Source organism: Streptomyces sp. NPDC058086 (assembly GCF_042885015.1).
Lineage (GTDB): Bacteria > Actinomycetota > Actinomycetes > Streptomycetales > Streptomycetaceae > Streptomyces.
Map to the genome: position 1 here is coordinate 15,479 of NZ_JBHVST010000071.1, position 21,027 is coordinate 36,505.

At 70.6% G+C, this 21,027-nt stretch carries 18 protein-coding genes; 17 read left to right on the forward strand and 1 reads right to left on the reverse strand.

The annotated features are described in order from the left end of the window. The first annotated feature begins 84 nt into the window (after positions 1 to 84). The 10 genes from ACFVWD_RS38890 to kynU all read left to right on the forward strand — a co-directional run bounded on the left by ACFVWD_RS38890 (position 85) and on the right by kynU (position 11,316). Complete coding sequence (locus tag ACFVWD_RS38890) at positions 85 to 1,143, forward strand: hypothetical protein (protein ID WP_389602712.1); 1,059 nt, start codon at positions 85 to 87, stop codon at positions 1,141 to 1,143. A 787-nt stretch (positions 1,144 to 1,930) separates the two neighbouring features. Further along, positions 1,931 to 2,410: a nitrile hydratase subunit alpha gene (locus ACFVWD_RS38895; protein WP_389602713.1), complete on the forward strand. Its 480-nt coding sequence runs from the start codon at positions 1,931 to 1,933 to the stop codon at positions 2,408 to 2,410. A 203-nt stretch (positions 2,411 to 2,613) separates the two neighbouring features. Next, complete coding sequence (locus tag ACFVWD_RS38900) at positions 2,614 to 4,077, forward strand: radical SAM family RiPP maturation amino acid epimerase (protein WP_389602714.1); 1,464 nt, start codon at positions 2,614 to 2,616, stop codon at positions 4,075 to 4,077. A 14-nt stretch (positions 4,078 to 4,091) separates the two neighbouring features. Then, on the forward strand, positions 4,092 to 5,237 hold the full coding sequence (locus ACFVWD_RS38905; RefSeq protein WP_389602715.1) for a homoserine O-acetyltransferase: 1,146 nt from the start codon (positions 4,092 to 4,094) through the stop codon (positions 5,235 to 5,237). Beyond that, the gene (locus tag ACFVWD_RS38910) at positions 5,234 to 6,874 is read left to right on the forward strand and encodes a hypothetical protein (RefSeq protein ID WP_389602716.1); all 1,641 of its coding nucleotides are present in this window, start codon (positions 5,234 to 5,236) and stop codon (positions 6,872 to 6,874) included. The genes ACFVWD_RS38905 and ACFVWD_RS38910 overlap by 4 nt, the downstream gene beginning before the upstream one ends. Continuing rightward, positions 6,871 to 7,815, forward strand: a complete 945-nt coding sequence (locus ACFVWD_RS38915; protein WP_389602717.1) for an ABC transporter ATP-binding protein — start codon at positions 6,871 to 6,873, stop codon at positions 7,813 to 7,815. Before ACFVWD_RS38910 ends, ACFVWD_RS38915 begins: the two co-directional genes overlap by 4 nt. Further along, positions 7,812 to 8,627 carry a hypothetical protein gene (locus ACFVWD_RS38920; protein WP_389602718.1) on the forward strand — a complete coding sequence of 272 codons (816 nt, stop codon included), beginning with the start codon at positions 7,812 to 7,814 and terminating at the stop codon, positions 8,625 to 8,627. The genes ACFVWD_RS38915 and ACFVWD_RS38920 overlap by 4 nt, the downstream gene beginning before the upstream one ends. Positions 8,628 to 8,671: 44 nt before the next feature. Next, complete coding sequence (locus ACFVWD_RS38925; RefSeq protein WP_389602719.1) at positions 8,672 to 8,890, forward strand: hypothetical protein; 219 nt, start codon at positions 8,672 to 8,674, stop codon at positions 8,888 to 8,890. A gap of 331 nt (positions 8,891 to 9,221) precedes the next feature. Then, positions 9,222 to 10,070, forward strand: coding sequence for a tryptophan 2,3-dioxygenase family protein (locus ACFVWD_RS38930; protein WP_389602720.1), 849 nt, complete (start codon positions 9,222 to 9,224; stop codon positions 10,068 to 10,070). Then, entirely contained in the window at positions 10,063 to 11,316 is a 1,254-nt protein-coding gene (gene kynU, locus ACFVWD_RS38935; RefSeq protein WP_389602721.1) for a kynureninase, read from the forward strand. Before ACFVWD_RS38930 ends, kynU begins: the two co-directional genes overlap by 8 nt. Positions 11,317 to 12,113: 797 nt before the next feature. Here the strand turns inward: kynU and ACFVWD_RS38940 are convergent. Further along, entirely contained in the window at positions 12,114 to 12,794 is a 681-nt protein-coding gene (locus ACFVWD_RS38940; RefSeq protein WP_389602722.1) for a TetR/AcrR family transcriptional regulator, read from the reverse strand. A gap of 184 nt (positions 12,795 to 12,978) precedes the next feature. On the opposite strand from ACFVWD_RS38940, the gene ACFVWD_RS38945 reads away from it, so the two are divergent. The 7 genes from ACFVWD_RS38945 (at position 12,979) to ACFVWD_RS38975 (ending at position 20,918) form a co-directional block, all read left to right on the forward strand. Beyond that, entirely contained in the window at positions 12,979 to 13,857 is an 879-nt protein-coding gene (locus ACFVWD_RS38945; protein WP_389602723.1) for an alpha/beta hydrolase, read from the forward strand. A gap of 352 nt (positions 13,858 to 14,209) precedes the next feature. Continuing rightward, entirely contained in the window at positions 14,210 to 15,277 is a 1,068-nt protein-coding gene (locus tag ACFVWD_RS38950; protein WP_389602742.1) for an alpha/beta hydrolase, read from the forward strand. Positions 15,278 to 15,296: 19 nt separating this feature from the next. Beyond that, positions 15,297 to 16,598 (forward strand): acyltransferase, encoded by a 1,302-nt coding sequence (locus ACFVWD_RS38955; protein WP_389602743.1) that lies wholly within the window; start codon positions 15,297 to 15,299, stop codon positions 16,596 to 16,598. Positions 16,599 to 16,608: 10 nt separating this feature from the next. Continuing rightward, positions 16,609 to 18,081 (forward strand): sensor histidine kinase, encoded by a 1,473-nt coding sequence (locus ACFVWD_RS38960; RefSeq protein ID WP_389602724.1) that lies wholly within the window; start codon positions 16,609 to 16,611, stop codon positions 18,079 to 18,081. After that, positions 18,078 to 18,752, forward strand: coding sequence for a response regulator transcription factor (locus ACFVWD_RS38965; RefSeq protein ID WP_054231356.1), 675 nt, complete (start codon positions 18,078 to 18,080; stop codon positions 18,750 to 18,752). Before ACFVWD_RS38960 ends, ACFVWD_RS38965 begins: the two co-directional genes overlap by 4 nt. A gap of 145 nt (positions 18,753 to 18,897) precedes the next feature. Next, the gene (locus ACFVWD_RS38970) at positions 18,898 to 20,247 is read left to right on the forward strand and encodes a sensor histidine kinase (protein WP_389602725.1); all 1,350 of its coding nucleotides are present in this window, start codon (positions 18,898 to 18,900) and stop codon (positions 20,245 to 20,247) included. Further along, a complete protein-coding gene (locus ACFVWD_RS38975) occupies positions 20,244 to 20,918 on the forward strand; it encodes a response regulator transcription factor (RefSeq protein WP_054231357.1) in 675 nt (224 codons plus the stop codon). Before ACFVWD_RS38970 ends, ACFVWD_RS38975 begins: the two co-directional genes overlap by 4 nt. Positions 20,919 to 21,027 lie beyond the last annotated feature (109 nt).

A 21,027-nucleotide genomic window follows, 5' to 3' on the forward strand; every position in this document is an offset into this window, starting at 1 on the left:
GCGGTGAAACAGGCGCTAGTTGGATCTTGCTCGTGAGTCCATGGCCGGATCTGTGGTGGCTCCACGTGCGAGGGAGGGTGCTTGATGGCAACGGACCAGGGGGGGCTCTACCTGCATGGACCGTCGCGAGACGCCCGTCCTGCGGCCGTACCGCGGCTGGCAGAACGGGAAAGCGGCCTTGGCCGGGAGGTGCACCGGGTGGCCGTCCGCTGCCTGTCGGGGGTGAGCTCGCCGCGTATCTCCGGAGCGGACGCCGATCACGTTCGGGCGCTTGCCGGTCTGGGCGTGCCCTTACCGCCCGTCGTCGTCCACCGGGCGACCATGTGTGTCCTCGACGGGGTGCATCGGGTGCAGGCCGCGGTGCTGCGTGGCGAGAGCGAGGTCGAGGTCCACTACTTCGACGGCGGTGAGGACGAGGCGTTCATCCTTGCCGTGCAACTCAATTCGGCACACGGCAAGCCGCTCTCCTTCGCCGACCGTGCAGCCGCCGCGGAACGGATCGTCGCGTCCCATCCGCACTGGTCCGACCGGCGCATCGCAGCCGTGACATATATGGCGCCGAAGACCGTGGCTGCCCTTCGAAGACGTTCGACCGAGGACGAGGCTCGGTTGAACAAGAGGGTGGGGATGGACGGGCGTGAGCGCCCGGTGAATCCTGCCGAGCGGCGCCTTCTGGCTGCGGATCTGTTGGCGAAAGACCCCGAAGCGCCGTTGCGAAGGATCGCGCAGCAGGTGGGAATCTCCTTGGCGACCGCGAGCGATGTGCGCCAACGAATGCTCCAGGGCCGGGACGTGCTACCGCCGAGACTTCAACAAAACGGGGCGGTGGTCGGCGCCGGCCGGGGGGAGGCGGAGCAGCGTGAACACGCGGGAGATGGCTGGGAACGCCGTGCGGGCCTGCCGATATCGGCCCCCGAGGTCCCTGCCGTACTGGAGAGCCTTCGCAGAGACCCGTCCATGCGTCTGTCCGAGCCGGGGCGCAGCCTCCTTCGGCTGCTGAGCATCCATCCCTCGGAAGCGGCTGAATGGCAGCAGCTGGTACGCGGTGTACCTCCACACCGTGCCACCCTCATGGCTCGCGTGGCGCGAGGCTATGCGGAAGCCTGGCTTCAGGTCGCCCGGAGTCTTGAGCAGGATCTCTGACCCGGATTCCTGGCAGCGCGGACCGGCAGGCGAATCGCAGCGGGCAGCTCTTTGCCGTCCCCTCATCCTGATCGGCCGCAGTGGCGGGGTTGGGGACGCCTGCGCCGATCAGGCGCGTCCTCGCTGACAGGGATGACCGCACACGCCGCAAAACGGCTCGGCCGCTGCACCGCGTGGGGCCTCGCGCGGGCCGCGTTCGGCTCCTTGCCCATCGAGAGCACAAGGCCGTAGGCGGACGCCTCACGCCCCACGCGCCACCAGGGTGCGTCCCTGCCGGAGCCGAGGCGGCGAGCGGGGGTCGTGTTCCCCGTCGTGATGTAGGGGATCAACGTGGAAATCTTCAGGTCACGCACGCGATGCGCAGATCCGCGGACCTCAGGTGACTGACGCACCGTCAAGTCTGTTGCGCCGCGCGGGGCCATCCATGGGCGTGACCTCGGACACGGGTGGCTCCCCGAGACCGACCGCCGCGTGGGTCCGCCCGGCGGGACGCACATTGAGACGGGAGCGCGATGCGCGTGTTTTGCAATTTCTGTTCGGGTTTCACTGTGGATTCTTCTTCGTTTGGTGGCGGCGACGCATCCAGCGGGTTGTTGAGTTCGTTCCGAGCTGTCATGTCATGTTGGACTCGGAGATTCCGGATGTTTGTTCGTGAAATCTCTTGAGCGATCAAATGGCGGCTGCCTACTGTTCAGAGGTCCACCTTCCCGGCCGAATTCCGGAAGCGGATCGCCGTGTCTGCAATCGGAAAAGCGGCCACCTGCAAATGAAAGGGTGTGAAATAAGCGTGACGCTCATAGCGGACCACCTCGCCATGCGTGAACGCGCCGGCGCCATTGTGGCGATGGCGGTTGCCCGCGCATGGAAGGACTCGGAGTACCGACGCGACCTCGTCGCGAGACCGAAGGCCGTTCTCGCGGAGGAGGGCTTCGAGTGCCCGGACGGCGTCGACCTGGAGATAGTCCAGGACACGCCGACGGCGAAGTACGTCAGCCTGCCGCCCGACGCGGCGGACAGCACCACGTCCGTGTCCCTGGTCGAGCAGGCGCTTCCGCTCGAGACCGGCCGGGAACTGCGGCTGGTGCAGAGCAGCGAAACCAAGTGGTACATCGTGTTGCCCCAGGCCCCGGCCGGTCTTCAGCTGGAGGGGACGCCGGAGCTGGTCCTGAACCGTGCCGCAGCCGTCGAAAACGGCTGGGTGTGGACCGTCACCAACGTGGCCGCGGTGGCGGAGGCGGCGGCGGTCGCCCTCGCCGTCATTACCTGAGCCGGTACGACGTACGGAAAAAGACCCGTGACGGTTCTTCCTGAGCCGTAGCGGTGGCCGGGGGCCGGCGCGTGCGTCGGCCCCCGGAATTTCCTCGGCTATACGGCCGCTTCGGTGCGGTTGGCTTCCCAACGTGCGGCACCCCCTAGGCGTGCCGTTTTTGCCCGGTCCTGTAATGGGAGTGATGAACCATGTCCGCAGCCATGCGAGACGGCGAATTCTATTCACTGCTCGGCGATACATCCGGTGTTCCGTACGACTACATCCGTGACGTCGCATGGACGAAGCGGACCCTGGAGAGATGGCTCGTTGACAAGGCGTTCCGCGACCGCTTCGCGGAAGACGCCGCAGGAGCCCTGAGGGACATCGGATCACCGCTCACCCCGGAGCAAGTAAGGCCCTTCCTTGGTGACAAGGAGGCGATGGACGGCGATGACCGTGAGATTCTGCTCTCGGCGCGTCGTTATCGGGCCTTCCTGATGGAGAAGCTCGACCATCGTGCAGAATTACGCGCCCATGGCCAGACGACCACGGACCGGCGCATGGCCGCGTGGCGGGCGCGTCAGATGAAGCGGTGCAACGGGGAACTCGGGGCATCCCGCTCGCAGGCCATCGTGCACGCCCCGGCCGCATTCGAGCTGTCCAAGGGCTGCACCGTCGGCTGCTGGTTCTGCGGCGTTGCCGCCCCGAAGTTCGACCACACCTGGCCGTACACCGACGAACACGCCGCACTCTGGCGCGAAACCCTCCGGGTGATGGACGCGACCATCGGCGAGCCGATGCGTGACGCATTCCTCTACTGGGCGACCGATCCGCTGGACAACCCGGACTACGAGCACTTTCTCACGGCCTTCCATGAGGCCCTGGGCCAATGCCCGCAGACCACCACGGCGATCGGTCACAAGGACGTGGAGCGCACCCGGCGGCTGCTGGAGCTGGCGCGCGGACGAGGTTCGAAGGTCGACCGCTTCTCGATCATCGCTGTCAGCGCCTTGCACCGGATCGAGGAGGCGTTCACCGCCGAAGAGCTGCTGCATGTCGAGTGCATCCCGCAGAACAAGGGAGCGGCCAAGTCGTTCCGGAAGTCCAACGCCGGCCGCGCCCGGAAGTTCGCGCACAAGCGCAGCGACGAACTGGTCCCCGAGGACGCCAGCTCGACCATCGCGTGTGTCTCGGGCTTCCTCTTCAACATGGTCGACCGCAGCGTACAGCTGATCACGCCGTGCGATGCGTCCGACCGCTGGCCACTGGGCTACTGGGTCCTGGACAAGGGGACATTCGACACCGGAGCGGAACTGAGCGAGCTCATCGAGACAATGATCGCGAAGAACATGCGGACCCGGCTGCGGCTCCAGGACCCGGTGCGTCTGCGCCCCGACGTGAAGGTGACTGTGGCCGACGGCGAACTGCGGGCGGTCTCACGGGGGCAGCACCTGACCCTCGTCCAAGGAGATCTGGACGACCTCGCCGAGTGCCTGACCCGGGGTATGGCCAGTGTGGAGGAACTTGCCGTGCGCCGCGAGAAGCGCGCCGGCGTTCCCCTCACGCAGACCCTCGCCTGGCTCAACTCGCTCTTCGACGAGGGCCTGCTCGACGAGGAGCCCGAGCCTCCCACTTCCGAGCCCGCTCCGGTGGCGCTGGGCATGCCGGCCCGTGCCGCCTCATGACGGACACGCATGGAATGACTGAGGTCGACGGCATGACCGACTCGCACCGTGGTGCACCGCTCGTACAGGCCACGAACACGCGCTTCGACACCCCGCTCGAGTTGACCAGCGGACGTGTCCTGCCCGGGTTCGGCCTCTCGTACGAGACGTACGGCCGGCTGGCCCAGGACGGCGCAAACGCCGTCCTGGTCTGTCACTCGCTCACCAAAGGCGCCCACGCGGCGGGTCGCCGTACGGCACAGGACGCCCGCCCCGGCTGGTGGGACGCGGCGATCGGCCCAGGTCGCATGCTCGACACCGACCGGTACTTCGTCATCTGCTCGGACGTCCTCGCCGGTGGAGAGTCCACGGGGCCGGCGAGCACCGACCCGGCCACCGGACGTCCGTACGGGGCCGCCTTCCCCGTGGTCACGATCGAGGACATGGTCAACGCCCAACGCAGACTGACGGAACGCCTCGGGGTCGCACAACTGCACGCTGTGATCGGCGGCTGTTTCGGCGGCCAGCAGGCACTGCAGTGGGCCATTTCCCACCCCGACGCGGTCCGCAACGCCGTCGTCATCGGAACCGGACCCGACACCTCCGCACACACCATCGCGATTTTCTCCGTACTGCGCCATCTCATCCGGAGCGACCCGCACTTCAACGACGGTGACTACTACGCCGGCCCCGGCCCAGTCCGTGGCCTGGCCAGCGCTCTGGTAGCCGCCGTACCGCTGTGGATGAGCCGTGACGCGATGGGGCAGCGGTTCGCCCGCCGGACCGTGGGAGGCCAGCGGCCCCGGTACACCCTGAGTGCGGAGTTCGCGGTCGAGGCGTTCCTCGACAACATCGCGAACCAGCCACGCCCCGCCATCGACCCCAACGCACTGCTGCACCTGATGCGCGCGGAGGAGTACTTCGACCTCCCCGGCCGCTACGGCAGCTTAGGGACGGCCCTGAAACCCGTGACCGCCCGCACCCTGTTCGTCAGCTATCGCTCCGACTGGCGCTACCCGCCAGAGGAGACCGACCTGATGCACCAGGTCCTGCTGCGCCAGGGCACGTCCTCGCGCCACGCCGTCCTGGACAGCACGCTGGGGCACGGCGGGTTCCTCTACGAGATCGAGGCGCTCGCCCACGAGGTCACGCCCTTCCTGGCCGAGGAGGACGCACTATGACCCCTGCACAACTGCGTGGCGTGGCGTGGGAGCAGGTGTGTAGGCATATCGACGGCTTGTCGATCGGCACCACTATGGTCGCGCTGCACCGACGCGATGTCCTCGCCCGGCTGCTGACCGACGAGCCTGTGGAGGTGCAGGACCTCGCCCGGAGCGTAGCCGCCAATCCCGGATACCTGCACGTTGCCCTCGGCCTGATGGCCAATCAGGGATGGCTCGTACCTCACGCGCCTCAAGGGTCCGTCGACACGTTGGGCTACCTGCCCACCCGCCACGGCCGTACCGTCATGACCGCACTCGCCGCCTCCTACGCGTCGGCGACCACGTTCCTTCTCCTGGCCCAGCGGCTCGGCCGGGTGCTGTTCACGGACCGCGACCGGGAGGGCGAGCAGGAACTGGCCGCGGTACGCGACCACATGCGAGCCGAGTGGCACGTGCCCGGCGATTTCCGCCCGATCGCGCCCCGGCTTCAGGTACTGGCTCACCTGGACGGCCACATCACGGCGCCCTTGATGGCCCAGCTGGCCAGGCATGGTCTCCTGAACGCGGACACGGACATCATCTCTTTCACCGCCGATCACCGCGCCAACCCTCGTGCTCTGAGGACCGCCTGCGAGATCCTCGCGCACCAGGGATGGGCCACGATGTACGACGACATCGCCCGGCTCACGCCGCTGGGCGCCGTCGCCGCCGCTTACGCGCGCCAGTACTGGCACCCCGTCAGCTATCTGCCCGCGCTCAGGAACGTGGATCACCTGCTCTTCGGCGACCCGGCCGCGGCCGACGCCGTCCCCGACGAGGACGCGCACCTCGACAGGGAATTGGACATCGTATTCAGCGGGGACGTGTTCACCGCCACCTGCCGGGAACCCTTCCTGGACGTGTGCCTGCCCCTCTTCGACGAGCCGGACCTCGACCGTCAGCCCGCCCTCGTCGTCGACTCGGGATGCGGGGACGGGACCCTGCTGCACACCCTCCATACCGCGATACGCGACCGCACGACCCGCGGCAGACGGCTCGCCGACCGTCCGCTGCTCATGGTCGGCGTGGAGCCCAGCCCCGTGGCCCGGCACATCACGGCCGAACGGCTCACCCGGGCGGGCATCCCCCATCTCGTCATCGACGGCGACATCACCGATCCCGACAGGACGGCGCGCCAACTGGCCGGGCACGGACTGGACGCCGCCGACGCCCTGCACGTCAGCAAGTCCGTCATCCACGACCGGAACTTCCGGGCCGGGTGGCCCCGTTCCATACCCGACACGGCCCGGCCGCCCCGCATGCTCCGCTTCTTCGCCGATTCCGACGGGCAGACGATCACCCCGGACGCCATGGCCCGCGATTTGGCCGCGCACTTCCACAGCTGGCGCACTCTCACCCGCCGTCACGGTCTCGTCGTCATCGAGGCCCACGCCCCCGACGCGACGCGGGCGGCGACGGTCAACGGCACCACCCTGGCGACCGATCTCGACGCCACGCACGGCTACTCCCGTCAGTACCCGGTGGAACCACAGGTGTTCGCCTGGGCCGCCGAAGTGGCCGGATTCCGCAGCGTTCGACATCACGACCTTGGCATCGCGAACACCGGACATACGATGCTGACCATCGACCACTTCAGAACGCGTGGGGAGCGATGATGGTGCTGTCCGCCGAGGGCGTGTGTGCCGGATACCGCGGCCGATCCGTCCTGACGGACGTGAGCCTGGACTTCGGACCGGGAGTGCACGTCCTGCTCGGCCCCAACGGAGCGGGGAAGACCACCCTGTTCCGGGTGCTGGCCGCGGTACTCAAGCCCGCTTCCGGGCGGGTGCTGGTCGCCGGCCGCGATCCACACCACGACCCTGGCGCCAAGCGGCTGATCTCCGTGACCGCGCACCGGGCCGCGCTCTCACCCCAGTTGACCGTCGGCGGAAACCTCGGCTACTGGGCCCGTGTCCTCGACCTGCCGGCCGCGCTGCGCGAGCAGCGCATCACCGACGTCGTCTCCGCGCTGCACCTGCACGACCTCGTCGACCGGACCGCCGGAACCCTCAGCCGCGGCCAGACCCAGCGCGTCGCGCTGGCCAAGGCGCTGCTCTCCGACCCACCCGTCCTGCTTTTGGACGAACCCACGACAGGCATGGACCCGGCGGCGACCGCCGACCTCAGGGAGCGACTGCGGGGACTCGCTGCGGACGGTCGTACGATCGTCGCCTCCACCCACAACATGAGCGAGGCCCAGGCACTCGCCGACGATGTCACGTTGCTGAGCGCCGGCCGCATCGCCGGGCGCGGAACTCCCGCCGAACTACGCGAGGAGATGGTCGGACTCGGCCTGCGCCTGCGCATCCGTGCCCGCCTGGATCCCACCGAAGCGCTCCGCCGTCTCGGCCATGAGCCCGTCCCGGACCGGGAGGGCGCGGTCCTGGTCGAGGTCGCCGGCGACAGCGAGACCGAGACCCTCATCGAGGAGCTCGTTCGTCAGGGAGTAGGACTCAGAGAGGTCGCCCAGGCCGGGAACGCCCTGGAAGACGTCTTCCTCCACCTCGACAACCAGACCCACCACCAGCCCGCCTACCAGACCTGGGACCAGCAGTGACGGCACCCGCCGGAACCCCCCGCCCGTTCGCGCTCACCCACGCGCTCATCTGGCGTCTGCTTCATGAGGGCAGACGCCATCTGCTGGCCCCAGTGCTGCCCTTCGTCGCGGTCCTCGCCCTCATGGTGCTCACCTCCCTGCGCGGCAGCGGAGCGGTCAACGGCGCCGGCTCCTTCCTCGACGTCGCCGCCCGCTACACCAGCGGCGGCCACGCCGTCACCATGGGTATCCTGCTGACGCTGGGCCCCGCCCTGGCCGCGTTCTTCAACTCAGTGTCCGTGACCCGCGCCGTACAGGGCCTGGTGGGCGCGGAGGTCACCCGGGGCGGCTTCGAGGAACTGCTCAGCGCCCCCTACACACCCAGGCGCATCGCTACAGCCGTCCTCGGCTACATGGCCGCCGCGGCGACCGGGTTCTGGGCCGCCTACATGGCCATCGTGGCCCTGGCCACGGGCCTGCTCGTGGCCACGACATCAACGCGGCTCCACCTGGACGCGGGATACACGGCACTGTCACTCCTCCTGCCGCTGCTCATAGCCCTGACCAGCGGCAGCCTCGCCCTTCTGGTCAGCTTGTTGTTCCCCCGCCTCACCCAGATCGGCGGCGCTGCGGGCCTGTCCGGCGGAAACCTGGGCAACGTGATCGCCATGCTGCCTGCGATCGGCTCGCTGTTCGCACTGACGTACGGGCTGCCGCATCTGGGAGCCACCCGGTTGCTGCTGGCCGCTGGAGGCATCACGTTCCTCATCGCCGTCGCGTCGGTTGCCGTCGTCGCCGCCTGCTTCAGCCCCGAAACGGCACTTGATTCCTGACACGTCGACTCCCTCCCCCCACCTATCGCAAGGAGACACGGCCTATGGCCGGCAAATCGATCGTGCGATGCTCTGCAGGACACCTGTTCACGGCGACGTGGGTCCCGCTGATCGGCATCAAATCGATACGCCTCACGCCCAGTCGCCGCTTCGCGAGGTGCCCGGTCGAGCGGCACTGGGGCATGGTGACGAAGACCGACAGCATGAACCTGAGTCAAGCCGAACTCGCATCGGCACAAGCCCACGACGCGGGTCTGCAGTGACCCGCCTAGAGGCCCCCTGGATCTCCCCCGTGGGAGGTTTGTCCTCACTCCGCTCCGTGGAGCAGATCCGTGCCAGGTCCAGCACCCAGTCTCCAGATCCCGCGACCTCTACTGAGTCCTCCCAGGGGGTGGCCGAGCCCTCCCAGGGTGTACCCGTCGTATGGCCGTCCGGGTGTACTCGCAGGTCATACGGGTCCGCCTGGCCGATGTGACCGGGCGGACCTTGCGGTTTCGGGTGACGATTGTGGAGGATGCCCGGTGGGGACCGGGGCCCCCGTGTCGAAAACGGCAGGGGCGGACCGCTACCCGGAGTACGCATCAGGAGACAGCGATGTCGTCCCAGCAGGCTCAGCCCGTCGAGGCTCAGGAGCCCGAGACCCCGCATCTCGACTTCCGAGGAACGACCCCGTACGAGGACTATGTCCAGGCGGACGTTCTGACCCACCTCCAGCACACCCTCTCCGACGACCCCGGAGAGATGGTCTTCCTGGTCACCACCCAGGTCATGGAGCTGTGGTTCACGGTCATCGTCCACGAGTGGGAGACCGCGGCGAACGCGCTCCGCGAGGACCGGGTGCCGGTCGCGGTGGCCGCGCTGAAGCGGTCCGTACGGGAGCTGGAGGCGCTGAACGCCTCCTGGCGGCCCCTCGCCCAGCTCACCCCCGCCCAGTTCAACTCGTACCGCTCGGCCCTCGGCGAGGGCTCCGGCTTCCAGTCAGCGATGTACCGCCGGATGGAGTTCCTGCTCGGCGAGAAGTCCGCGTCCATGCTGGTCCCGCACCGGGGCGCGCCGCGCGTGCACGCCGAGCTGGAGAAGGCACTGCACGAACCGAGCCTCTACGACGAGGTCCTGAGGCTGCTCGCGCGAAGCGGCCACGCGGTCCCGAAGTCCGTACTGGACCGGGACGTGTCCCAGCGCTACGAGTCCTCGCCGGAGGTGGAAGCGGTGTGGACGGCCCTGTACGCGGGCGACGAGTACGACGAACTCGCCCGCCTCGGTGAGGCGTTGACCGACGTCGCCGAACTGGTGTGGCGATGGCGCAACGACCATCTCGTCGCGACGCGCCGCGCGATGGGCGCGAAGACGGGCACGGGCGGCTCCGCCGGGGTGGCCTGGCTGGAGAAGCGGGCGCAGAAGAACGTGTTCCCCGAGCTGTGGACGGCGAGGTCTCATGTCTGAGCGGTCTGAGCGGTCTGAGCGGTCTGAACAGGGTGTCTCCGAGCGGTCCGACCTGTATGCCAGGGCCGTCGAACTGGACGCCTCCGACGAACTCGCCAAACTGCGTGCGCAGTTCGTCCTGGACGACGTGGTGTACCTCGACGGGAACTCACTCGGCGCGCTCCCGGCGTCGGTCCCCGGCCGGATCGACGACGTCGTACGCCGCCAGTGGGGCGAACTGCGCATCCGCTCCTGGGAGGAGAGCGGCTGGTGGACGGCGCCGGAGCGGATCGGCGACCGGATCGCGCCGCTGGTCGGGGCGGCCCCCGGCCAGATCGTGGTGGGCGACTCCACGAGCGTGAACGTCTTCAAGGCCCTGGTGGGAGCGGTCCGTCTGGCCGCCCTGTCCTCCGACGGGCGTGACGAGATCATCGTCGACGCGACGACGTTCCCGACGGACGGCTACATCGCGGCGTCCGCGGCCCGCCTGACAGGCTGCGAACTGCGCCCTCTGGAACCGGCGGAAGTCCCCTCCGCGCTGGGCCCCCGCACGGCGGCGGTCCTCCTGAACCACGTCGACTACCGCACCGGCCGTCTGCACGACCTCCCGGCCCTCACGTCCGCGATCCACGACGCGGGTGCCCTGGCGGTCTGGGACCTGTGCCATAGCGCCGGGGCCCTGCCGGTGGACCTCGACCGCCACGGGGTCGACCTCGCGGTCGGCTGCACGTACAAGTACCTGAACGGAGGCCCGGGCTCCCCGGCGTACCTCTACGTCCGCGCCGACCTCCAGCCCCGCTTCGACTCCCCGCTCCCCGGCTGGAACTCCCACGCCGACCCGTTCGGCATGAGCCCCGCCTACGAACCGGCCCCGGGCGCCCTGCGGGGCCGCGTCGGCACCCCGGACATCCTCTCCATGCTGGCCCTGGAGGCCGCGCTGGAGGTGTGGGAGGGCGTCTCGATCGACTCCGTCCGCACCAAGTCCCTCGCCCTGACCGACTTCTTCCTGGAATGCGTCGAGGCGTACGTCCCCCGGGGCCGCATCGAGTCCCTGACCCCCTCCACCCACGCCGAACGCGGCAGCCAGGTCGCCCTGCGCTGCGCGGACGCGGGCGAGGTGATGAAGCGCCTGATCGAACAGGGCGTCGTAGGCGACTTCCGCCACCCCGACGTCCTCCGCTTCGGCTTCACCCCCCTGTACGTGGGCTTCGCAGACGCGGAACGGGCGGCGCGGGTACTGGGGGAGACGGTGAGCGAGGGGGCGTAGCTAGGTGTTCTGTTCGGCTGCGGATGGGTTGGGGGGCTGATCACGCAGTTCCCCGCGCCCCTGGGATCCGGGGCTGCGCCCCTGGAACCGGGGCTGCGCCCCGGATCCCCGCCCGGCCGCAGTCTTCCGGGTGCGGGCCGCTGGGGGCCGGTCGCGCAGTTCCCCGCGCCCCTAAATGCCTCGGACCGTCCGGTGCCCGAGGGGCAAATGCCTCGGACCGTCCGGTGCCCGAGGGGCGAGACCGGAGCCCTGTGGAGGTCTGGGCCGCAGCCCTGCGGGGGTCTGGGGCGAAACCCTGCGGGGGTCTGGGCCGCAGCCCTGCGGGGGTCTGGGGCGAAACCCTGCGGGGTTCTGGGGCGGAGTTCTGCGGGGTTCCGGGCCGCAGCCCTGCGGGGGTCCTGGGGGCGGCAGCCCCCCGTGGGGTGCAGGGGTGGATCCCCGCGGGGGTGCGAGGGCGTAGCCCCTGGCGGGGTGAGGGGGCGGATCCCCGCGGGGGTGCGGGGGCGTAGCCCTTGGCGGGGTGAGGGGGCGGATCCCCGCGGGGGTGCGGGGGCGTAGCCCTTGGCGGGGTGCGGGGGCGGATCCCCGCGGGGGTGCGAGGGCGTAGCCCCTGGCGGGGTGCGGGGGTGGATCCCCGCGGGGGTGCGAGGGCGTAACCCCTGGCGGGGTGCGGGCGCGGAGCCCCGCGGGGGGTCTGGGGGCGTAGCCCCTGGTGGGGTTGAAGGGGCGTAGCCCCTGGGGATGGGTCGGGTAGGGGCGGCGGGGGCGATCAACCCCCGGCCGGCCCCCACGCCGGTTCACTCCCCGACGACGTACACCCCCGCCACCGCCGCAGCAAACGCCCCCTCCGCCGCCCGCACGGCAGCCCCCTCGTCCGGCACCGCCCCAACAGTCAGCAACGAGTAATAGAGCGGCGCCGACACCGCCCGTACGACCATCGCCGCATCGGTCCCCACCGGCAGCTCCCCCCGAGCCACCCCCTCCTCGACACACGGCACCCACTCACTCACCCGCACGTCATAGAACCGCCGCAACGCCTCCGCCGTACGCACATCGCACGTCGCCGCGGCGATCACGGCCCGAAACAACGCCCCCTGCCGAGGATCGGCCAACGTCCGCCGCACCAACTCGGCGTTGGCCCGCAGATCACCACGTACGGACCCGGTCTCCGTACGCGGCGACGACTGCTCCGCCATGTCACTCAGCAGATCGGCGACGAGCCCCGTCACCGACCCCCACCGCCGGTACACCGTCGTCTTCCCGACCTCCGCCCGCCGTGCCACATCGGCGAGATCGAGATGCGCGAACCCCTCCTCGGCGAGTACATCCCCCGCGGCACGCAACACGGCCGCACGAACCCGGGCGGTACGCCCACCAGGACGTACGGTGCCGGGCACACCAGGATGTACCGTGCCGGGTTCACCAGGACCCACGAGGCCGGGCTCGCCACGACCTACGGTGCCGGACTCGGCGGACATGACGGACTCCTTAGCAATGCCGTTCGCGTGACCCATCCAGCGTAACGAAACACCTGATCCGTTTACCCCTCACCGAGCGTGACATCCGGGTGTAGACGCACGTCACGGGCCTGATACCGTCCCCGCCAACGGCCGAATGCACTCCTGGTCCGCCAAATCCGTTTCACCGCTGAGAGGTTGGAGCATGCCGGACGACGCCGCAGCACGGGACGCCGCCGAGGAGGCCTCGGCCTTCTCCCACCCGCCGGTCGACCCCGACGTCACCGCCACGTACGGCGACCATCCCGACCAGGTGATCGACTTCTACACCCCGCGCGAACTCGACCCCGAGGTTCCCGCCCCGTTGGTGATCGTCCTGCACGGCGGCGCCTGGCGCGCCCCGTACGACCGTCGCCACATCACCCCGTTCGCGGACTACCTGGCCCGCCGGGGCTTCGCCGTGGCCAACGTGGAGTACCGCCGGGGCGCCGCGATCCCCGCGCAGGGCGGCGAGGGCCCGGTCGCGGGCCGCTGGCCGGACACCTTCGACGACATCGCGGCCGCACTCGACGCGCTGCCGGCGCTCGCCCGCGAGCACCTGCCGCGGGCGGACCTCCGCCGCACGGTGATCACCGGCCACTCGGCCGGCGGCCACCTCGCCCTGTGGGCCGCCGCCCGCCACGTCCTGCCCGCCGACGCTCCTTGGCGCACCGACCGCCCCGCTCCGCTGCGCGGTGTCGTGGCCCTCGCCCCGATCGCGGACTTCGCGGTCGCCGAGAAACTGAACGTCTGCTCCGGAGCCTCCCGCCAACTCCTCGGCGGCGAGGCCAGGTTCGCGGAGCGGCAGCCGTACGCCGACCCGGCGTTCCTGCTCCCCACCGGCATCGCCACGACCCTCGTGCAGGGCCGCACCGACGTCGTCGTCCCGGAGACGGTCGCCGAGTCGTACGCGGAGGCGGCGGCGAGGGCGGGCGAGGTGGTGGGTCTGACGCTCCTGGAGGACGTGGGCCACTTCCCGCTGATCGACCCGGCGGCGGACGCGTGCGCGGTGGTGGCCGAGGAGATCGCCCAACTGGCTTGGTAGCGTCCCCCGGTCATACCCGTAGTACCTGAGAGCTACCTCCAAGATGAGCTCCCTGGCGGGACGCGAATGACACGTCACGATCCGTAACTTCCCATCCAGAGGCGCCCGATGAGCGGGCGGACCGGACGGGAAGGACGCCATGGAGCTCCGGGGGAAGCCGACCGCGGCGGGAAGGGCGACACAAGCCACCCAGACGGCACCGCCTCGTGAACCGTCCAGTCCACCACCCGAGCCGACGGAGTCATTCGAGCCGGTACGGCTGGCCCCGTCGGCCCCGTCGGCCCCGTCGGCCCCGTCGGCTCAACCGGCCCCTCCGGCTCGACCGGCGGAGCCCCCGCCCCCCACCCCCCGTATCCGGTTCCTCCGGCGCCTGAGCCGCACCCTGCTCGCCGCCCTGGTCACGGCCGCCGTGGTCGTCCCCGTCTCCGCCGCGGCCCGCCCCCGGATCCCCGCCCCGGCCCCCGCCGCCCTCGCCCCGCCGACGACAGCGACGCTGGACGAGGCCTACACGGCGAACCGGGCGAACGCCGCGGAGGCGTCCCGCATGGCCGCCGCCCACGGCGACCGCACCCGCGCCGCCGCGGACCGCGCCATGGCAGCCCCCTCCCGCCACTTCCTCTCCTTCGACGGGCGCGGCCAGGGCCTGGCCGTCGAGGTCCTCGGCGACCTCGCCCACGCGGACCGCGTCGCGGTCCTGGTCCCGGGTTCCGACACGACCTTGGAGACCTACGGCCGCTTCCGAGCGGGAGCGGCAGCCCTCCAAGACCGCCTCAACAGCCTCGACCGTCGCCACGGATCCCACGGATCCCACGGATCCCACGGATCCCACGGATCCCACGGATCCCACGGATCCCACGGATCCCACGGATCCCACGGATCCCACGTATCCCCCTCACGTCCGCATACGGCGGTCATCGCCTGGCTCGGCTACGAGACGCCGGGCACGGTCAGCACCACGGTCCTGACGACCGGCCGCGCCGAGGACGCGGCCCCGCAGCTGAAGCGGTTCATACGCGAACTGCGGGGCGTCGTCGGCGAGAAGGCGCACGTCTCCCTGCTGTGCCACTCGTACGGCACGGTCGTCTGCGGCCGCGCGGCGCACGGGCTGGACGCGGACGACATCGCCCTCATCGGCAGCCCGGGCACCGGCGCGGACTCCGTGGCGGCACTGCGCACCTCCGCTCGGATCTGGGCGGCCCGAGGCGCCGACGACTGGATCGTGAACGTCCCGCACGTCCACGCGGACCTCTTCGGCACCACCGTCGGCTTCGGCGCCGACCCGGTGTCCCCGGCCTTCGGCGCCCACATCTTCACGGCGGGCACCGGCGGCCACAGCGACTACTTCAAACCGGGCTCCGTGTCCTTGGACAACCTCGCCCGGATCGTCCTCGGAGACACCTCGGAGGTAACCCGTGCGTGAGTCGATGGTCCGTAAGTCGATGGTTCATGAACAGGCAGCCGCCCGCCGAACGACCGCACAGAACGCACCGACCACACCGAAGCGCCGCACGCGCCCCTCCGCTCCTACGCGCACGGTCGCCCTGCGCACCGCCACCCACGCCATAGGAGACGGCGCCCGCCGTATCGACGCCGCCACCCCCGCGGAGCGGGACCGCGCGGTCGACGCCCTGCGCGCCTTCGCGATCCTCGGCGTGGTCCTGGGCCACTGGCTGGTGACGGCCCTGGTCGCGGACGGCGGCGCGCTGCACACGGCGAGCCCGTTGCAGCACATGCCGTGGCTGGCCCCCATCTCCTGGGTCTTCCAGACACTCGCGGTGTTCTTCCTGGTGGGCGGCCATGTGGCGACGAAGAGCTACGCGTCGGCGCGGGCGCGTGGCACGACGTACGGACAGTGGCTGCGCGCCCGCCTCACACGGCTCTTCAAACCCGTGGCCGCGGTACTGACGCTCTGGACGGTGGCCACCGTCGGCCTGCTCGCGTCGGGCACCGGAGTCGGTACGGTCCACACCCTCGTCAAACTCGCCCTGTCCCCGCTGTGGTTCCTCCTGGTCTTCGCGGGACTGACGGCCGCGACGCCCCTGCTCACCCGGCTCAACCCGCTGTGGCCGCTGGCCGTCGTTCTCCACGTGGACCTGATGCGTTTCGGACTCGGTGGCCCGTCCTGGCTCGGCTGGGTGAACGTGGCGGCGGGCTGGATGGTCCCGTACACGCTGGGCGCGGCCTGGACGCGCGGCGAGTTGGACCGGCGGCGTGCGGGCTGGGTGCTGCTCCTGTGCGGCGCGGCGGCGACCGCGGCGCTGGTGATGTGGGCCGGCTACCCGGCGTCGATGGTCGGCGTCCCGGGCGCGGCGGTCTCGAACCTGAACCCGCCGACGCTGGCCGCGGTCACCCTCGGCATGGCTCAGTGCGGCCTCGCTCTTCTGCTGCGCGAGTCGCTGCGCCGGTGGATGCGGCGGCCCCTGGCGTGGGCTGCGGTGGCCCTGGTCAATCTGTCGGCGATGACGATATTCCTCTGGCACCAGACATCCATGATGGCGGTCACCGCCGTGGGCCTGTCAGCGGGAAGGCTGCCCGGTCTGCACATGGTTCCCGACGGTTTGGGCTGGGTGGCTGCCCGCCTCGCCTGGCTTCCGGTCTTCGCCTTCGCGCTCGGCGTCTGCTGGGTCGCCTTTCGCTCCTACGAACAAGGTCCGCGCCGCCGTTCCGGCCGCCCCTCCCGGGTCGTCCGCGTCCACCGTCGTGGCGGTCCGGCGGGGTCACGAACGGCCCGCGGTGCCTAGGGTTGATCACGTGACCAGCGCCGAGCCGAGGCCCCCGAGCAGCGAGCCGAGCAGCGAGCCGACCCGAGCGCTCCTGCGCGAGGTCCTCACCGACCTCACCTCACCGTCGGTGGCCCCGCTGCCCCCGCTGTCCCGGCCCCGTTGGCTGCGCTGGCTGCCGCACGTGGTGCTGTGCCTGATCGCGCTCGGGCTCGCACTCGCGGGCGTGGCCGAGCTGAGCGACACCTACCGACTCGGCGTCCCGCTGGGTGAGGTGACCGGGGCCGCGCAGGGCGTCGCGATCGCCCTCGCCCTGCGGCGGCCCGTGCCGGCCTGGTGGCTGTCGCTGGGCGCCACGCTCCTGGCCGCCGCCGGGGCCAGGTCGCACATGATGGCGGACATCCGTGCGCCGCGCCCCGACTGGCCGTGGAGTTCGCCCGCGCTGGTCGCGCAGGCCTTCGTGCTCTTCCTGCTGGCGCTGCGGCTGCCCACACGGGTGGCCATCGGCGCGCTGTCCGTGACCGCCCTGCTGACGTACGTCATGCAGGGCCTCGTCGGCGGACAGCTGTACCACTCGACGGGGTTCCTGGCGGTCGTCGTCTTCGCCGCGGTGGTCCTCCTCGGCATCGCCCTGCGCGGCCGCCGCGAGGCCCGAACCCAGCTCGTCGAACAGGCCTCGCAGACCGAGGAGGAGCGTGCCCGCCGCACCCTCCTGGAGGAGCGCAGCCGGATCGCGCGCGAGCTGCACGACGTGGTCGCCCACCACATGTCGGTGATCTCCATCCAGGCCCAGGTCGCCCCGCACCTGGTCGAGAACCCCTCCGACGAACTGAAGGAGAACCTCGAGGGGATCCGGCAGAACGCCCTGGAGGCGCTCACCGAGCTGCGCCGCGTCCTCGGCGTACTGCGCTCCGAGAACCCCGAGGACCCGTACGGCCTCGGTGCCGGCACCGGTGCCGCCCCCAACTCCCCGCAGCCCACGCTCGACCGCCTCGACGCCCTCGTCGAGAACACCCGCGCCGCCGGTCTCCAGGTCAACACGGAGATCACCGGCGAGCAGCTCCCGCTGCCGCCCGGCGTGGAGCTGTCGGCGTACCGGATCATCCAGGAGGCACTGAGCAACGCGCTGCGGCACGCGCCCGGTTCGGTGGTCCGCGTCGAGCTGTGGCACTTCCCGCGCGGGCTGCAGGTGCGGGTGATCAACTCCAGACCCGAGCGTCCCGCCCCGCCGTCCCCGGGCGCGGGGCACGGGCTGCTCGGCATGCGGGAGCGCGCCGCGATGCTGGGCGGCACCCTCGTGACCTCCGAGACCGCGCACGGCGGTTTCGTGGTGGCGGCCTTCCTGCCCCGCGACGGCGCGGTCACGGGCGACGCCCCCTCCACCGACCTTTCCCCTCCCTCTTCCACCGACCCTTCGTCTGCCCCTTCCCCTGCTCCTTCCCCCGCCACCTCCCCATCCACCGACGTCGATCGCCCAGGCCGCACAGGAGACGAGAGCCGATGACGAGCAGCACCATCCGCGTACTGATCGCCGACGACCAGCAGATGGTCCGCCAGGGTTTCACCGTGCTGCTCAACACCCAGCCCGACATCGAGGTGGTCGGCCAGGCGGTCGACGGCCTGGACGCCATCGCCAAGGTCGCCGAACTCGCCCCGGACGTCGTGCTGATGGACATCCGTATGCCCGAACTCGGCGGCATCGACGCGACCAGACGCATCACCGGCGAGACCCCGCACATCAAGGTGCTGGTGCTCACCACCTTCGACCTCGACGAGTATGTGTACGAGGCGCTGCGTGCCGGCGCCTCCGGCTTCCTGCTCAAGGACGCGTCCGCCGACCAGCTGGCCGAGGCGGTACGGGTGGTGGCGGCGGGCGACGCGCTGCTCGCCCCCGGGATCACCCGCCGTCTCATCGCCGAGTTCTCCCGCCTGGACTCCACACCCCGTGCCCCGCTCAAGCAGCGCGTGGGTGAGCTGACCGAGCGGGAGACGGAGGTGCTGGCCCTCATCGCGCAGGGCCTGTCGAACGCGGAGATCGCCGAGCGACTGGTCGTCGCCGAGCAGACCGTGAAGACCCATGTGGGCCGCATCCTGGTGAAACTGGGCCTGCGCGACCGCACCCAGGCCGCGGTCTTCGCCTACGAGTCGGGCCTGGTACGCCCGTCCGGCTACTGAGCCCGCGGACTTCTGCGCCTACCCCGTCCCCCGGGTGTCCCCCGGATCCCTCCCGGGGGGATACCCGTAGTACCTGAGACGGATCCCGCAGGACCCTTCTCACTGGTGACGACCGCGACCCGGCAGGCGGCCTACCGTTTTGAACGTGACCGAGACGACCCAGACGCAGATGAAGCCGCCGGGCGGGGCCAAGCCCCGCAGCCCGGAGTTCCGGCTGGCCGCGGACGCCCTGCGCGGGCTGCGGCAGGACCTGTTCCACGATGCCTTCGCCTACCGTCCGCTGCCGCGGATGCGAGTGGACGGCCCGCTCACCCGACGCCTGCCCGAGCGCGTCAGGGAGTACGCGGCCTGGACTCCGCACGCCGTGGTCGCGGCGTGCGGACTGCTCGCGATGGCCGTCGCGAGCACCGCGAACCAAGGCGGCCCCGGCATCAGGAGTCTGGTGCCCAGCCTCCTCGCGCTGCTCCCGGTGCTGCTGACGCTCGTCCGGCCGGTCGGAGCCTTCTGGTTCTCCATGGCGGCGACACCGTTCGTGGTCGTGTTCAGCGACAGCTGGGGTGACTGGCCCTGGCCGCCGGGCGCCTTCATCACCCACCTGCTGGTGCTGACGGTCGTGGCGCTGCGGACCCGACCGCGCACCGCGGCCTGGATGTGGGTGCTGACCGCGTTGTACGGGTCGGCGGCCGAGACCGTATTCGGCTCCGGGCACTACGCGACCGACTCGATGCCCCTGCTGTTCCTCGCCGCTCTCGCCCTGCTGGTCGTCACCGTCCTGCACATACGCCGCACGGCGGAGCAGGAGGTGACCGCCCAGCAGTCGGAGACGGCGCAGGAGCGCTCCAAGCGCACCCTCCTGGAGGAGCGCACCACGATCGCCCGCGAGCTGCACGACGTGGTCGCCCACCACATGTCGGTGGTCGCCATCCAGGCGGAGGCCGCGCCCTACCGGGTGGAGAACCCACCGCCCGAGCTGGAGCAGGCCTTCGTCACGATCCGGGAGAACGCGGTGGCGGCGCTCACCGAGCTGCGCCGCGTCCTCGGTGTCGTACGTGCCGCGGACTACGAGGCTCCGGACGCCCCGCAGCCCACCCTCGCCGACCTCGGCGCGCTCCTCGCCAATGTGCGGGAGGCGGGCCTGAGCGTGGAGAAGACGGTCACGGGCGCGGTGCGCGAACTCCCGCAGGGAGTGGAGCTGTCGGCGTACCGCATCGTCCAGGAGGCGCTGAGCAACACCCTGCGGCACGCACCGGGCGCGACGGCCCGCGTCGAGATCGGCTACGTTCTCGGCGGGCTCGGCCTGCGCATAGTCAACGGCCCCGCGCAGACGACGACCCTGGTGAAGTCCACCCACGGCGCGGGGCACGGCATCACCGGGATGCGCGAGCGGGTCACGATGCTGGACGGTGAGATGACGACGGGCGAGACGGACGACGGGGGATACGAGGTGACGGTCTTCCTGCCGGTGCCGCTGCGGGCGGCGGAGGAAACCGGATGACGAACGGCACCATCCGCGTCCTGATAGCCGACGACCAGGTGATGGTCCGCGAGGGCTTCTCGGTGCTGCTCGGCGCGATGCCGGACATCGAGGTGGTCGGCGAGGCGGTCAACGGCCGGGACGCGGTCGAGCGGGTACGTGAGCTCGGTCCGGACGTCGTGCTGATGGACATCCGCATGCCGGAGATGAACGGCATCGAGGCGACCCGGGAGATCGTCGCCGCCGACAGCGCCGCGAAGGTGCTGGTGCTGACCACCTTCGACCTCGACGAGTACGTGTACCAGGCGCTGCGCGCGGGAGCCTCCGGCTTTCTGCTCAAGGACGCCTCGGCGCGCCAACTCGCCGACGGGGTGCGCGTGGTGGCGGCCGGGGAGGCGTTGCTCGCTCCGTCCGTGACCAAGCGGCTGATCACCGAGTTCTCCAAGCTCTCGGACGCCCCGCGGCTCTCGGCCACGGCGCAGGCGGCCTACGGCGAGCTGACCGAGCGGGAGACGGAGGTGCTGGTCCTGATCGCGCAGGGCCTGTCGAACGCGGAGATCGCCTCGCGGCTGTTCGTCGCCGAGTCCACGATCAAGACCCATGTGAGCCGGATCCTGGTGAAGCTGGGCCTGCGGGACCGCACACAGGCGGCGGTGTTCGCGTACGAGGCGCGGCTGATCACACCCAGGTGACCGGGTGACTCACATGACCGAGGCCACCGAGGCCACCGAGGTGACCGGCGACCTGGGTGCCTGCTGACCGGGGGAGCGCGGCGGCCGGGCCGATGGCGGGGTACGGGGG